11 protein-coding genes and 1 pseudogene are annotated in these 14960 nt (G+C 60.8%); 2 read left to right on the plus strand and 10 right to left on the minus strand.

The features are described 5' to 3' along the window. Positions 1-6 precede the first annotated feature (6 nt). The 3 genes from CIT31_RS27800 to CIT31_RS27810 all read right to left on the minus strand — a co-directional run bounded on the left by CIT31_RS27800 (position 7) and on the right by CIT31_RS27810 (position 5045). A complete protein-coding gene (locus tag CIT31_RS27800) occupies positions 7-2169 on the minus strand; it encodes a prolyl oligopeptidase family serine peptidase (protein ID WP_095521222.1) in 2163 nt (720 codons plus the stop codon). Between the two features lie 580 nt (positions 2170-2749). Continuing rightward, positions 2750-4513, minus strand: coding sequence for a hypothetical protein (locus CIT31_RS27805; protein ID WP_091597893.1), 1764 nt, complete (start codon positions 4511-4513; stop codon positions 2750-2752). Between the two features lie 70 nt (positions 4514-4583). Beyond that, the gene (locus tag CIT31_RS27810; RefSeq protein ID WP_095521223.1) at positions 4584-5045 is read right to left on the minus strand and encodes a hypothetical protein; all 462 of its coding nucleotides are present in this window, start codon (positions 5043-5045) and stop codon (positions 4584-4586) included. Between the two features lie 212 nt (positions 5046-5257). On the opposite strand from CIT31_RS27810, the gene CIT31_RS27815 reads away from it, so the two are divergent. Continuing rightward, positions 5258-5962, plus strand: a complete 705-nt coding sequence (locus CIT31_RS27815) for a hypothetical protein (RefSeq protein ID WP_133116216.1) — start codon at positions 5258-5260, stop codon at positions 5960-5962. 1037 nt (positions 5963-6999) lie between these two features. Here CIT31_RS27815 and CIT31_RS27825 read toward each other — a convergent pair. The 7 genes and pseudogenes from CIT31_RS27825 to CIT31_RS27855 all read right to left on the minus strand — a co-directional run bounded on the left by CIT31_RS27825 (position 7000) and on the right by CIT31_RS27855 (position 14476). Continuing rightward, the gene (locus CIT31_RS27825) at positions 7000-8034 is read right to left on the minus strand and encodes an IS110 family RNA-guided transposase (protein ID WP_029354722.1); all 1035 of its coding nucleotides are present in this window, start codon (positions 8032-8034) and stop codon (positions 7000-7002) included. A 93-nt stretch (positions 8035-8127) separates the two neighbouring features. Further along, positions 8128-8894, minus strand: a protein-coding gene (locus CIT31_RS27830; protein WP_236370666.1) for an IS5 family transposase whose coding sequence is annotated in 2 segments (ribosomal slippage) — positions 8128-8561 and positions 8561-8894 — 768 coding nt in all. Because the reading frame shifts where the segments join, the coding sequence is not laid out codon by codon here. Between the two features lie 303 nt (positions 8895-9197). After that, on the minus strand, positions 9198-9941 hold the full coding sequence (locus CIT31_RS27835; RefSeq protein ID WP_135927944.1) for a hypothetical protein: 744 nt from the start codon (positions 9939-9941) through the stop codon (positions 9198-9200). Continuing rightward, positions 9886-10329: a hypothetical protein gene (locus CIT31_RS35440; RefSeq protein ID WP_029354732.1), complete on the minus strand. Its 444-nt coding sequence runs from the start codon at positions 10327-10329 to the stop codon at positions 9886-9888. The genes CIT31_RS27835 and CIT31_RS35440 overlap by 56 nt, the downstream gene beginning before the upstream one ends. Before the next feature lie 93 nt (positions 10330-10422). Next, a pseudogene (locus tag CIT31_RS27845) lies at positions 10423-10908 on the minus strand (IS110 family RNA-guided transposase); the annotation flags it as partial. Positions 10909-10958: 50 nt separating this feature from the next. Next, positions 10959-11291, minus strand: coding sequence for a hypothetical protein (locus CIT31_RS27850; RefSeq protein WP_029354736.1), 333 nt, complete (start codon positions 11289-11291; stop codon positions 10959-10961). A 188-nt stretch (positions 11292-11479) separates the two neighbouring features. Then, positions 11480-14476: an N-6 DNA methylase gene (locus tag CIT31_RS27855; RefSeq protein WP_036268033.1), complete on the minus strand. Its 2997-nt coding sequence runs from the start codon at positions 14474-14476 to the stop codon at positions 11480-11482. Between the two features lie 62 nt (positions 14477-14538). Between CIT31_RS27855 and CIT31_RS27860 the strand changes: the two genes are divergently transcribed. Continuing rightward, complete coding sequence (locus CIT31_RS27860; RefSeq protein WP_127313414.1) at positions 14539-14841, plus strand: hypothetical protein; 303 nt, start codon at positions 14539-14541, stop codon at positions 14839-14841. The last annotated feature ends 119 nt before the right edge of the window (positions 14842-14960 follow it).

Genomic DNA, 14960 nt, shown 5'->3' on the forward strand with positions numbered 1-14960 from the left:
ACTGCACTATTTCGTCTCCTGCTCGAATGAATTGTTGATGGAGCTCAAATGCTCCTCTTGCGTTGCAACGCGTACCGCCATCTCCGGAAGGTGATCGTTGAAGCCGATTACGCTGCGGAGAAAATTGGTGCCTAGACTGATGAATGCGGCTTGCTCCCGATTGTCCTTGCCGTAGCCGTGCCCGCCTGCGCTGGCCCCGTAGAAGTAAGCGGGATAGCCAAGAGCCTGCAGTTTTGCGGCCATCTTGCGCGCATGGCCCGGATGGACGCGGTCGTCGCGTTTCGTGGTGGCGATCAGGATAGGCGGATAGGGCTGTCCCGGCGCCGCGGCGTGATAGGCGGAGATTTCCTTCAGGAAAGCCCAATCGTGAGCCTTGTCCGGATCGCCATATTCGTCGATCCAGCTCGCGCCCGCCAAGAGCTTGGTGTAGCGACGCATGTCGATAAGCGGAACTGTGCAGAACAGAGCCCCGAAATGCTCAGGATAGCGGGTCAGCATGTTTGCGATCAGCAGGCCGCCATTTGAGCCGCCCTCAGCGGCAATCCGCCTCGGCAGGGTGACGCCCCTTCGCACGAGGTCGGCGGCAACGGCGGCGAAATCGTCATGGGCGAGACGCTTGCCCTCCCTGCGCCCGGCATCGTGCCAGCGGGTGCCGAACTCGCCGCCGCCGCGGATGTTCGCCTCCACACACGTGCCGCCGCGCTCGAGCCACAGCTTGCCCAGCGGGGAGTTGTAGTAGGGCAGGAGTGATGTGCCGAACCCGCCATAAGCGGAAAGGTGAACCGGAGCATCTCCGTTCCCGTTCGCCGGACCAACCTGCGTGTAGGGGATCAGCTCATGATCGATAGAGACTGCCTCGTGGCGCGTGACCACCAGTCCGGATGCATCGAAATTCTCCGGGCTGCGCTTCAGGATTGCTGAAGCGCTGAGAGACGGCGCGGCATTGAGATCGAATAGCAAGAGCTGCGGCGGCGTGATCGGATCCTGAGCACAGACCAGGACCTCTCCATTGGTCTCGTGAACTGCCGCATCGAATGACCAGACGTGGACAGTCCCTTCGGCCGGCAGGGTGTCCAGGACTCGGCGCGTCCATTCCTGGTGGCCGGGAGTGAACATCTCGAAACGCGGTACGAGATTGACGAGGTAAGAGATAATGAGCTTCCCGTCATTCCAGAAGAATGACTGCAGAGAGCGCCTTTCCCCTGGTTGAAACAGGGTCTCAAAACGGCGTCCGCCGGCGAGGAAAGAGCAAAGCGAGATGACGATCAGCGCGTCGGCGGGATGGGTGGTGCCTCCCACCGTCCACGGCTTGCGCGGCCTTACCGCCAGCCAGTCGCCGAAGACCCGCCACGACGCGTCACGAGGAAGATCGATCTGCCTCCTCGGCCCGCTCCTGTCGCCGATCCAGCTGATCTTCTCGAAGAAGGCCGGCTTCTCGATGAACCAAAGGCGCTCGCTGCGGCCGGTGCGGTCCGAATGACCAGACACCTTGAGGCTCTCGAACCCGGCCTCGAAGATTACCGGCGTGGTGAGGGGATCCGCGTCACGCTTCCACAGTCGCACGGTGCGCGCATAGCCGGAGCGGGTGGCCATGCCATTACCAAGCGCACTGGAAAGCAGAAGCGCGTCAGGGTCCAGCCAACTAACGTAGCCTTTGGCCTCGGGGAGATTGAAACCGTCGGCGACAAAGCTCAGAGAGATCAGGTCGAATTCGCGATGCACGACCGCGTCGCTGCCGCCGCGCGACAGGCGCAGAACGGCTCTTTCCCGTCTCTCCGGCTCGACGGACGCGCCGTCCCAGATCCAATCCTCTCCGTCGCTAGCCGCGAGAGCATCTAGATCGAGCAGTAGCTCCCATTGGGGATCCGCCTTCATGTAGGCGGCAAGGGTGGTCCGGCGCCACAGTCCGCGTGGATTTCCGGCATCTCGCCAATAATTGTAGAGGTACTGACCACGGCGCGCGATCAGGGGAAGGTTGTCGCAATTGTCGAAAATGGCTGTCAGAGCCGCCCGGTCGCGCTCGAACTGCGTTCCACCGAAGTGCTTCAGGGTCTTTGCCGACTGGCCGGCGGCCCAGGCAAGTGCCCGCTCGCCCTCTACATCTTCAAGCCAGAGATAGGGATCGTCGTCGGGAGCATCCAGCGTTGGACGGACATCAAATGCGTTCATGTCCGGACAGCCTTCAGAAAGAAGGGATAGAGGCTTCCGTCGGCTCGGGAACGCTCAGTGTTGGTAGCGGCGCCCACATGTTCGAAAAGCGTGATCATTGATGAGTTCTTCCAGTCGGTGCGGCATCGCAGGGCTTTTGCGCATAGGATCGCAACCGTCGTGCCAACTGGGAAAATCGTTTCGGAACAATGCGATGCTCTGGAAGCGTTGTGTCACATGTCCGACATCGTCGAGAATCCGACAACGAGTGCTCCTCCTAATCACCGGATCAACCTCCGGCGCCAGTCGGTGACACCGTGCAGAACTCGAGCAGTGAAGCTCATTGGTGAACTTGGTTGACGCCCAACATCTTCGCTCTGGAGCGCTTCACGAACACGGATTCATGGCAGACACCATGAGGCGATCGATGCGGTTAGCGACCAAGCTGGCTGCGCCTGTGGGTTTCAGCCGCCAGCTGGAAGCAGCGGAGTTCTGAGGAGATGCGACGAGCGCCCCCAAAGCTCGCGAAGCGCATTGAAATACGTGAGCACTGTCAGATACGGATCGGCGGGATCTTCCCCTTCTTGCGTCGGGCTGGAAGTCAGTGCCTGCGCGCCTGCCAGCAGGGTCTGCATGCTCCGAAGAAAGAGGAGTTTAGGCCCGCGATCCTGACTCGCCACACCGATGTAGAGGCGGGCTGGCTCTCGTGTCGATGGCACAGTCCTGGCGAAGAAGCTGTCGGTACGGTGGATGCCGGGTGGCGGAAATACGGCCGTCTCCGAACGATCGAACAAGGCTGCGATCTGTTTCTCCGCCCTTCGGACGGTCGCGGTCGAAGCGACGATTTTGGACGAATGAGTCCATGAAGACCCGGCCGCGACGACAGCAGGTCGATCGCTGTTTCGTAGAGTGCGGCCACCGTTCCAAGCGGGCCAGAGATCAGGTGCAGTTCGTCCTGGATGACAAGATCCGGCGGATCGAGCCGATGCCCGTTTCCGAAGGGGCGACCTTCGCCTGGCCCATACGCGCCGAAGAACCCCTTGTCCGGATCATACCGGTCTACGTGTCCAAAGAATGCGCCGCTCTTGCCAATCCATGGAAGGGAGGCAAATTTGTCCACCGTGGCGATGAGAAATGCGGGAAGACGGCGGTAAATTGGCTCGTCCACCACGAGCACCGGCAGGTGTCGATCCCGCGTGAAGTCGCATTCGGCGTTCTCGCATTTGAGCACTAGATTCTGCGGAGCCGTCCTGTTGGGCGTGAAGTGGAAGCTCTCTGGCTTGAAGGGCTCACCACACCACGGACATGCCTTCAGTGGCACCGGGGATTTCGTCTTAGGTCTGCTCTGGTACCGCTTCAGCCAGGTCGTCGCGGCGTCCTTGTCGGAAGAATTTCGCGGCTGGATTGTTCGGTGAGGCTGCGCCGCCCACCCAGAGTCCAATCTCGATCGGCCATTCGCCAAGCGTCTTCCGGCCATTGTCATCATGGGTCCGCAGGAATTCGAGCGCGCAGACGAGACCAGCGGCGTGAGCAGGCGTAACGTGTAGCGCATGATGACGCTGATGCCCGCACCCAGCACGCCAGATCCGCGGAGCCGCCTCAGCACAATCGCATAGGCGGCAAGTCCAAGATACGCTCTTGCCGCCGCCGGTCGGAAAAAAAGCAGGTCGACGATCTCACGCTCACCACTGTTTCGGTCGGTCACGCCAACGAGATTGAGGAGGACGAAGGCTAGCTGGAACGGCCGCCATGTTGGCGGGTCTACATCGCCCGGCAGCTTCTTCTGGATCACTGCCTCGCGCCGGCGGTTGGCCATCGCCATCGCCGTATTCATCAGGCCGAATGCTTCACGCGCCACCGTATCACGCTTAAGGAGATCTATCCCATCGCGAATCCTGCTGCCGGCGGTGTCAACTTTTTCCAGAAGCGCCTGGCCCGTCTTTAGCCGTCTCGGCGCAAGCCCTGTCATCATTCCTTCCTGACCCCGCCGCCACTCGGCGTAAAGTTCAGGCAGTGAATCCAAGGCTGCACTGACCGCTTCGGCTCCGGAAACGGCAGCCCGAGCGAGAGCCTCCATGCCGAACTCGACGCCATCGCTCCTTGCCGGGACGACACGCTCCACCTCCTGCTGCGGAAGGAAATCGGTCCAAACACGCGTCACGGGGAGCGGATCGTTCGTCGCGTCACGCCGTTCTTGCCAGCCGGCAGATGTGTTGCGACCAACGGCATATTCGCGGACATCGCGATAATGGAGATCGCCCAGCCTAAGTTCGAAATCATCGGACTGGTAGGTGGACAGGTCGCTGCGCGGATAAAATCCATCCGCACATTCGAGCTCGATCCGGGTCTGGAACGCGTAGGCCACGTCCTTGTACGGAGCCTTTGTGCTCCGTCGACGGTTTACCAAGAAGACGGTGATGACGCGCAGACGCTCTTCAGCCCCTTCGGAGTCTTTTAACGGAGCACACGGTGTGAACGGCGACTTCGATGCCGCCGCCCGGCCTGTGAGGCGCAGCGCTTTCCGGCAGCGGGATCCCGGACTGGTTCCGAGTGACGTCGAGGACGATCGCGGCTTCGCCGGAAACCCGAACCCAACGGAGGTTCTCGGGCTTTTCTGGCTTTGGCTTGCCCTTTCCCGACACTTCGGGAATGAGGAGCGCATCGGGCAATGGGGGCTCCGTCTTATAGTTCCCCCATGTTGCGCGCAGCGTGACTTGACTCACCGTTTCCGGAAGAACCACCGTCAACCCCATCGACGACGGAAGAAACCTGTCCCGCGGTGGTTGGTCAGTCGAATCCTTCTCATCGACCTCCTCCTCGACAGCGGAGTCCAGCGTCTCACTGGCGAGAAGGTCGTCGGCGGTTTCTTCGATGGTTTCCTCGCCGTCAGGTATCACAGGCGCAACACCGTCGTAGGCGGGAACGATAAAGCCCCCGACGTACCAGCGATTGCTTCTTGGTCAGGACTTCGCGTGCGAGATCCTGATCAAGGTCAGGATTCGGGCCGACTAGGTCGGATATATCGCGATTTGGACCAGCGAAGCCCCAGTGAGGATCGTGGCTGGCCGTTGATCGGAAACGAATCGGAGGCACCTTCAGGTAACGCACGATGAAGTTCACCATTTCCCTTTCTGATGCAGCTCGTCACACTATTACGCTTGCCACACTGGAAGCCTATGTTCTCGGAGATGGTCGTCCGCGCCGAACAAAGCTGGAAACGCTGGGGTATCTTTGGGGCTTCAGTCGCGAGGACTCGAAAGGAACGACCCATTTCCATGTCGATCTTATGAGTCTCAGCATTTCAGCCAAGCGATCACGGAACAGCGTGAAGCCCAACGATCAGGCTGTCCGCCTGAAGAGCGAACTGATGGATCGATGGGCACCACACTTGACGCTCATCGGTGATTTCCACAGTCATACCTATGAAAATCTTGCCGAGGTACGGGACATTCGTGGATTCGAGTTTTCGGATGCTGACGAAGCATCATTTCTAGACGACGACTTCCTGTGGGAGCGGGCTAACGACCAGCCAATCATGCTGGCAATGACAATCTGCAAGCTGGCGCGGGTCCATGAAAAGCATGCCGCTGAGACCATACGCTCGAACATTGCGTATTTCGACGTGGGTGAATTTCGGTTCTGGTTGAATGCTGCTGTTGGATTCCTAGACGCCTCCGGGTCCAGACGCTGCACTGGGAATCGTCCTTCAAACGTGAAACTCAGAATTGATTCTCGCTTCTACAATTACTCGAGAGACAGGCTCGTTGTTGCTACCCGTGCATTGATTTCCTCGCCTTCTCCCATGGGAGCTTAAGTTTCGTGCGGAAAAACGATTATCAAGAACTCGCCGACGTAAGTGCGGAAATTGGCACGTACAGGCAGGCCTTACGGTTGGAATGATAATGACACCTAGAGCTCATCTTATGACTTGCGAGTCGGTTTCCGATCTAACTACGCGAAATATCACAGCTATGTCCCTGTGGTTCATGACGGTGGTTTCGGGGGACTATTCTTTGCAGAACGCTTCTTCGACGCGACACCGCCGAGTGGAAAAATCTCTGAGCGTGTTTCCGCTCCAGAAGAGACGTTGGTTGGAGCCGACGCAAGCATTTCTAGACTTCATCCGAGACGCCGACCAAAGGCCGTGTCGGCTAGGGTCAGGACTTCGGTAACGGGGCCGTCCTCGTCAAGGCAAATTTGATGCAAGAAGGGATCGCCCATCCGGGTGTGCGGAGAGCGTGATTGCATTTTGGTTGTGCTATATCGCCTGCTTTCCTGCCGTATGAGGTTCTGCCCGGGTTCATGCTTCGGTCCGTGGTCGGCGCGGCGGCCGCCAACATGATGCTTGTCCAATATGGTTCCGATGCGCCCATCTCATTGGCGTGCTCGCCCGGCGGGGCGGCATCAGTCCAGACCGCGGCGTCATCGGGACCACGTCCCGGGTCGGGGACCTCGCAGGTCTGCGCTCAGGCAGACATCAACACGGAGATTAGCTCATGCATGGATCGGCTCTGGCGCTCCTTCGGTAACGGGGCCGTCCTCGTCAAGGCAAATTTGATGCAAGAAGGGATCGCCCATCCGGGTGTGCGGAGAGCGTGATTGCATTTTGGTTGTGCTATATCGCCTGCTTTCCTGCCGTATGAGGTTCTGCCCGGGTTCATGCTTCGGTCCGTGGTCGGCGCGGCGGCCGCCAACATGATGCTTGTCCAATATGGTTCCGATGCGCCCATCTCATTGGCGTGCTCGCCCGGCGGGGCGGCATCAGTCCAGACCGCGGCGTCATCGGGACCACGTCCCGGGTCGGGGACCTCGCAGGTCTGCGCTCAGGCAGACATCAACACGGAGATTAGCTCATGCATGGATCGGCTCTGGCGCTCCTTCCCAGCGGAAGTTTCTTCCGTCCAGCCACATCCGATGCAGGATCACACCGATCCGACGCGCCAAGGCCACCATGGCCCGCTTGGTGCCGCGCCGTTTCGCGACCCGCGAGGCCCATGTCCGCAACCACGACCCACGGCCCCGGTTCATCATGACGGTTGCGGCCTGGCATAAGGCGCGGCGTAAATGGGCGTCACCGGCTTTGGTGATACCGCCTGTCACGTCGCGCTCGCCGGACTGCTGCCGTGAAGGGGGGAGGCCGACCCACGGGCCGACTTTCTTCGACGACGAGAACCGAGCCGGATCATCCACGGCCGACTTGAAGGTCAATGCGACCACCGCGCCAACGGCCGGCATGGTCATCAGCAAGCGGCAGGTCGGGTCGTCCTGTGCTAGGCTGCGCACATGCCGCTCCAGTCGCGCCAGTTCATGGCGGAGGGTGGCACGGGCGCGAAGCATCGGCTCGGTTGCCGCCACCAGCGTAGTGTTGCTGGCAACCAGTTCCTGAATGCGAGCATCAAACCGTCCTTTGGAGATTGCGCCGACTTTCAAGCCGAAGTTCCGCAATAACCCGCGCAAGGACATTTCCAGAGCGATCACGCCCTGCTGGATGGATTTGCGCGCCCCGAGGAGTGCGCGGATCTCCTGGGCAGACACCGACTTGCAATGGACTGGCCGGAACCAGCCCAAATGTAGCAGCCGGGCAATACCTTCAGCATCGCGCCGGTCTGTCTTGATCGGCATGGCTTTCAGAGCACCCTTCACTTGCCGGGTATCCATCAGAACCACTTCCAGGCCGGCTTCGGTCAGCCCCCGGTGCAGCCATTGCGACAACGGCCCGGCTTCCATCCCGATCATCGCAATTTCGCCCTGTTGCTCCAGCGCGAATTGCGTCAGCGCCGCGGGATCGCTGCCGACCTCAGCCTCCTTCACGATCTTGCCGTGCTCGCTGACAATGCAGACCGCAGTCTTGGCGAGTGAGACATCCAACCCAATGAACAGTTTCATCCCGTAATCCTCCTGTCAGAATCAGATAGGGGAGCGTCGGCGGCAACCGGTCAGCATGCAATCGGTAACGGGCAGCGCACGACGCAGGCCCCGTTACAGCATCTCATTGATCCAGAAGATGAACGCTGCAGCGAAGGCGATTGCTGACAAGAATGTGTGCGCGCATCGGTCGTATCGAGTGTGGATGCGTCGCCAGTCCTTGAGGCGGGCGAACATGTTCTCGATCCTGTGGCGCTGCCTGTAGAGCAGCGGATCATAGCTGTGCTGGACACGGTGCTTGGCATGAGGCGGGATGCAGGGTGTGATGCCCTTGCCGATGAGCGCCTCGCGGAAGCCAGTGGAACTGTAGGCCCGATCGGCCAGCAGATGGCGGGCAGGTGGCAGTTCGTCGAGCACGGCAGCGGCGGTTCTGTGATCGTTGGCCTGGCCTTCGCTCAGGTGCAGCAGCAACGGACGTCCCTGGTCGTCGCAAACCACCTGCAGCTTGGTGGTCAGACCGCCTCTGGTCCGTCCGATACATCGGGGTAGAGCCCCTTTTTGAGCAGGCTGGCTGCCGTGCGATGCGCCTTGAGATGGGTGGCATCGATCATCAGCTTGTCTGTGCCGCCGCCCCGGGCCGAGAGTTCGGCCAGAATGCGGTTGAACACACCCAGCCGGCTCCAGCGAATGAACCGGTTGTAGATCGTCTTGTGCGGACCATAGGCGGCCGGCACATCCCGCCAGCGCAGCCCGTTACGGATCACGAACAGAATCCCGCTCAGCACCCGTCGGTCATCGACCCGAGGTACCCCGTGCGAGCGTGGAAAGAATGGCTCGATCCGCCGCATCTGCGTCGGCGACAGCAGTAACAAATCACCCATGGTGGCCACCTCCAGCCACCTTGAATCATCATCGCTCCTTCAACTCAACAATTTAATGGGTCCTGACCCTATTTCCTCACGCCAGATCGAAGGTCTCGTCAGCATTTCAGCATGCAGAAATTGCCAGTGCGAGCAGCGCTCTTTGCTCTCGTGACAGCATTCGAGATGTCCATGGCGGATGCGATAGGGAGACGCTTCGAAACGCCGGGCCGCTGGCTGGAGAAGCTTAGCGCCGAAAGAAGAAAGAAGATTTCTCAAGTGATCGCCGATGCGAAGAGTGATGATGGATTTGTGGACGAGATCCTATTCACTCAGTTCTGCGACAAATCTGATATTGTTCGAAAAGGAATAGAGCTCCCCCGGAGCGCGACATCGGCCGCCGACGTGTTCCGGCGAGCTGAGAAACTTAGAAATGCTGTTGCGCATGAAATGACTGTGCCTGGCTCCTTCCGCCGCGAAAAATATCGCAGTGTTGGTCAGAGATATGATGATTTTGAAAAGGGAGATTGATGGATAGAAGGCTTGCTCTGCGCAGTTGCCTTTTTGGTGCGTTGGGAGACGAAACGGAGACTGTGCAGGACCCTCCATTAAGCGCTCGAGGTTGCGCGCGTACTCATCTTCCAGTTCGACGCCGGCCTCTTGGAGAATGGCTACTTCTTCTCTGGTTAGAAGCCAGTCAGGCGACTCTACAGGGGGCACGTCGGCGGTGCCTTCGCCTAATAAATCCTCGTCCTCCGCAGCCTGCTGTGCGGCTGCCAATGCTGCCTGGATAGTCAGCGTCGCGTCGAAGACCGTGTCCCTCTCGGTGATTTCGAACTCGTGGCCACGCTCGGTTTGATACTTACGACCAAGAAAGCGATCCCGCAGTTCAGCGAACTGCCAATGCATGTCCTCTCGGCCAGCGTGATGTTTTTCGATGCCCTCGGGTTTGAAGTAGCAGACCATTTGCTCGACACCGCCTTGATGATGCCCCGGCGACGTGGCCAGGCGACTAGGAATGGGTGTTGATGTCCTGCTCAATCTGCCGTGCTGATTCCAGAATGTCATCGAAACTCGGCGGAGTGCCGAAGATCATGGCCGCCGTATTGGCATAGTCGCGCGTGAGCGCGTCCACCATCTTTGGAGCGGGCGCGATCGCGAAGCTGCCCGGGACTGCTGAGGCGAGGTCATAGTCGGGACGGTCGAAAAACATTCGTGCGTGCCGCACGCAGTCGGCGCCAAGATCGAGATCGCCGAGCGCGGCCTTTCCGGTCTCGGATCCGAGAAGACAGTGCATGTATGGACAGCCTCCGCGTGGCAAGGGCTTTCTGACATTGATGACAGGTTGGTCGGGTGCAGGCATGTATTCGGCCTTTGAGTGCGGCCTGTTCATGCCGCTGGCCTTGAAGTCCGCGGATCGGATCCCAGACAGGTCAACGCGCTTTTTGAGCGGCACCCACTGAGCGGGTTTTTCCGATCCCGGTTCGACCGTCGGTCATCACACCATCAGCACCTCACCAACCTCTGTGCATCCTCTGCGACTACGTCACTACGCCGGTGAATCCGCGAAGCGCTTGCCCGTAGTCATCAGCGCCCAGACGATCCGGGCCATCTTGTTTGCCAAGGCCACCGCAACGACGTTGTACGGCTTTTTCGCCAGAAGCTCGGCAGCCCAGCGAGTGGGTGCCGCTTTGCCCTTACGACAGAAGCGAAGCACGGCATGGGCTCCCACAACAAGAAGGCGACGGATGTAGGGATCGCCTTGCTTGCTGATCCGCCCGAGCCGATCCTTTCCTCCGGATGAGTTCTGTCGCGGCACCAGGCCAAGCCAAGCCGCGAGTTGCCGGCCGGATTTGAACAGGGAAGCATCTGTCACGGTCGCAACGATTGCGCTGGCGGTGATCGGACCGATGCCGGGGATCGTTTCGAGGCGACGGCTCAACTCGTGCGAACGATGCCAGATGTGAATCTGTCGGTCCAGCTCACCGACCTTCTCGTGCACCTCACGCAATTGCTGTAGGGCCGATCGGGCAAGCGGGGGAATGAGGTCGTGCCCCTCGTCCTCAACCAACGCGACGAGCATGCTCAGCCCTGTAGCACCCTATCGGCAGCCGTGTGGTGGCCATAGTCGGCGATCGGTTCGTTGCGATACCAGTAGATCGCCTTGTCGACGTCGCCGGTGAGCTCCGTCGCGGCCGAGATCACTTGTACCATCTCGCGCATCCGGCCCTGCAGGCGTTCCGATGAGGGATTGCGGAGCGTGTTGCGATGAACCCCGGTCAACTGTGCCAGATTGGCCACCTTCACGCCCAGCGCCTGCGACAGGCGCTTCGGCGAGATATAAGGCGTGCGCGGCTCCTGAAGGCTATCGACAAAGCCTGAGACCGCCTTGGAGTGTGCGAGCTGTGCGTAGGTTATGACAAATTACGACCTCTCATACGCACAATATATTAACATTCGAATGCATAGCAAGTGGACACGAATTATATGACTTGGTTTAACGGCACTCTGCAATTCGTCAGGCTAAGGGGCAGCATAAGGCCCGGGAGCGGACGGCAGGGGACGGGCGGATTGGTTCCGATAGCGGACCTTCTCTAGTGCGGGTGTCAAGGTGGAAGTAGCGCGTCGACAAGGCGTTCGATCGTTTCCGCTACGCCGTCGTCGACTAGTGTTTGCCGGATCGCCCGCCGCTTGGCGGTGAAGTGCGCGCTGTCGGGTAGTTCGATGCGGGCGGCGATTCCGGCAGCGTGCAGCGCCGCCGCGGCAAGGTCCACGTGCAGTGCCTCGGAAGCGTCGAATTCAGGGATAGGCAGCGTCCAGACGAGATTGTCGAAGTCACGCGGATCTCGCTGTCCGACTGGCTGAAGGTCCTTTACGCGATCAAGCACAATACTCGTGTTCAGGACGGCAGCAACGTACGCGGCTTCTTCGAGTGAGTTGGCGGCCGACCAATAGGCCTTGTGGTCGATAATCACATCGTCGTCCTCTAGCCAGCACGCGCTCAATCGCGTTCCAGCTTTGGTGTAGAGAACTCGAATCGGCGATCTCGCCGCCTGCGCCACCAGTTTTTGAAGGTGGTTTAGCGACCGCGTCAGCGTCATACGAGGCGCGCCGTCTACCCCCTTGTTGCTATGCTCGTTCCACTTCGTTTCGGCATCGCGCAACCACGCCGCAAGGCCACGATGGCCTCGTGCGTCAGCGCTTGCCGCCGTGAGGATTGCACCGCTCTCCATCGGAACCACGCCCGTCACGAGGTCGAGGACCCGATAAGGTGCGACGGACTCTCCCAGCGCAATTCGACGCACGAATATGCGTTCGACCGGGCCCTCGGGAGGCTCGACGCCGGTCCACGGCCGCTTGTCGAGACTACCAACACGGCCGCGCAGGCGCGGCGCATCGCGGCGGCTTTGCAGGCGTCCGGCTGCGGCATACTCCACGAGAACAAAGCGCCTTGGAAAGAGGCTTGCACCATTACGGAAGCGTGTCCGATATGGAGATGCAGCAAGTAGCGTTCTCGGCCTTGGCCAAGCCGCGCGCATATGCGCGAGCACCTCGGCCGCCTCGGCCTCGCTGGCATCACGCCGTGGAAGCACACCTACCCAGCGATCGAATTCCGCCGGCGGCGGCCCGGCACGGTCACGCTCACCGAACAGCACACAGGTGCTCGTCGTGCTGCTGCCGGATTGCGCACCGAAGATCGGCCACACCCGCTCCAGACCCCAACCGCCGATGATCGCTACCCGCACGCGCTCCATGCCCCCGTCGCGCATTCCGGCGAACACGGGAGCGTTGAGCGCGGCATAGGGCAGAACGAGCGCCAGCACGCCGCCGTCGCGCAGGTAGCGTTCCGCGCCGCGCGCCCAAAACAGCGCACACATGTCCTGTTGTGTGGCCAGACTGCCACCGACCCAGAGATTGTAGCTCCGCAGCGCCTCGCGCAGCCGGTCCTTCATGTCCGCGCTCAGGTGGCGATAAACGATCCAGGGCGGATTGCCGATCAGGACGTCAGCCCGGTGATCGGGATGCGACAGCCACACTGGGCGCAGCAAGTTGCGCAGAATGAAAGTCCAGATGTGGTTGCGGCCGTCAAGATAGAGTTCCTTGAGCTGCGCGAACGTTTGGCCGAGCATGGCCGCGTCCTCGGTGGTCGCGCCGGCGAGAGCGATGGCATGGCGAATGGCCTCCGGCTCGGCGAGCGTGTCGAGCCCGCGGTTGAGCTCGTCGAGCGCACGCTCGAACAGATGTTGGTCGCTCGCCAAGCCGGCGGGGATGCGCAGGGGCGGATCGTTGGGCGGCACGTCGACCAGCACTTCGGCCGATGCGCCCAGCGGTCGCAGGTTCCACTGCATCGAGTCGCCCATATAAACCGGCACGCTGAGCGTGGGCGGCCGATCCTGTACCAAATCGCCGAGAGCCAGCAGCCACGTGACGCGCGCGAGCGCGACCGCGACAGGGTGCACGTCGATCCCGAACACGCGATCGGCACAAGTCTCGACGATCTCGGCTGGTGGCACCCCAGCCTGCCGACCGGCTTCGATCAGGCGGCGAAGCGCATGGAACAGAAAGGTCCCAGAGCCACAGGACGGATCGAGCACCCGCTGTTCCAGCGGGCGAGGAATAGCCGCCGTGACCACCCGCGCGGCCAACCAGTCGGGGGTGTAGTATTCACCGAGGTCGTGGCGCTCGTCGGGGTCGATCAGGCTCTCGTAGAGACTCTTGAGCACGTCGACCTTGACATCGCGCAGGCGAAAACGAATCGTTTCGGCGGCAAGCGAACGCACCAGGTCATCGCCGCCCGTTGCGAGTAGGGGCCAGTCGAAGAAGTCAGCCTCGACGGCGCCGACAATACCCTCATTCGCCAGCAACCGGCCCGACAGCATCTCCGCCGGATCGCCAATTTCCAGATCGAGGACGCGCGCCGCGATCGCCTTCACGAGGATAGTCAGGTAGGTGTGTTGGAGGAACAGCGCATCACTGCCCACGTCATCGCCGTATACCTGGCGCAGCAACCCATCCCACAGGTTCCGCTTCAACCGCACTTCGGGATGGTCGCCGACCTCGGACCACAGGCGCTGCAGTTGCGCGTGCGCGCGGCCGAAGGCAAGGCTGTATCGACCGAACGCGAGCGCGACAGCGATCGGTGTCGGCATCACCTCGGGAACGGGCGAGAGCAGCGGCTCGAGCCAGGTCAGCAACCGTTCGGGGTGGTCGACGTCGACGTCATAGCGGCCGATGCTCGTGAGCCTGCCGAGATCCAGCGTGTAAGCGAGCAGCGTCGCGCCGTCGGTGGCAAGACCGACGGTGGTACGGCCAGGTGCGCTGCCGCGGCTTGCATCGGCCAGATAGTCGGGCATACGGGCGACGACATCACGCTCTTCGCGCCGTAGATCGCTCTTCAGCTCGATCACGGTGGCGCCCCACGCCACGTCGATCCGCCCACTGTTGTCGACAAGGTAGCGCTCGTGCTCTAACTCGCTGAACGCGGCGCCGAAGCCTTCTCGCAGCAGTTCCGTGATCAGGCCCCGCAACGCCTCGTGTCGTGGCCGGGAAGCCATCGATCGGACGATGTCGGGCAGACGATCTCCGCGCCAACTGTTTGCCACTTTCCCCTCCCGCTTGAGGCTGTACCGTTGCCGCCGCATGCGCGAGAGCATAAGTTGCCACCATGAGATTCGCTCAAGCAGACTTGTTCGCGCAAGACGACGCCGAACGCAACACGCTATCGCAATCAGAGCGGGTAGCGATCCGATCGCGTCTGGAAACGACACTGGCCAAGCTCGAAGCCACGGCAATCTTCCCTTGGCGCGATCCGCTGGACGCCGTGCACGAGGAGAACCGCTTCCAACGCGACAGCGAAATGCTCGGTGAGGAGGGCGTTCTTCTGTGGCACCGGTTCGACACAGAGATGGACCGGCTCCACGCGACGCGGTTCTCTTCCGACCTCCGCTCCGCTGGATCGACGAATTGACGGTAGTTTGTCAAGTGCTTGGAAGTCGACCAGAGCCAAAATGAGGCGCAAAGTTACTACGCAAGCTTTGCCTGAAATGGGCCGCTGGGCTCAAATGTCTTTAGTCCGCCCTCCAATTT

The organism is Mesorhizobium wenxiniae (assembly GCF_002284535.1).
GTDB classification, from domain to species: Bacteria; Pseudomonadota; Alphaproteobacteria; order Rhizobiales; family Rhizobiaceae; genus Mesorhizobium; species Mesorhizobium wenxiniae.

Excerpts from the sequence above, each read along its gene's own strand:
- CIT31_RS27800 (WP_095521222.1), bottom strand. The coding sequence starts at position 2,169 with ATGAACGCATTTGATGTCCGTCCAACGCTGGATGCTCCCGACGACGAT.
- CIT31_RS27815 (WP_133116216.1), top strand. The coding sequence starts at position 5,258 with ATGAAGTTCACCATTTCCCTTTCTGATGCAGCTCGTCACACTATTACG.
- CIT31_RS27860 (WP_127313414.1), top strand. The coding sequence starts at position 14,539 with ATGAGATTCGCTCAAGCAGACTTGTTCGCGCAAGACGACGCCGAACGC.
- CIT31_RS27835 (WP_135927944.1), bottom strand. The coding sequence starts at position 9,941 with ATGACATTCTGGAATCAGCACGGCAGATTGAGCAGGACATCAACACCC.
- CIT31_RS27825 (WP_029354722.1), bottom strand. The coding sequence starts at position 8,034 with ATGAAACTGTTCATTGGGTTGGATGTCTCACTCGCCAAGACTGCGGTC.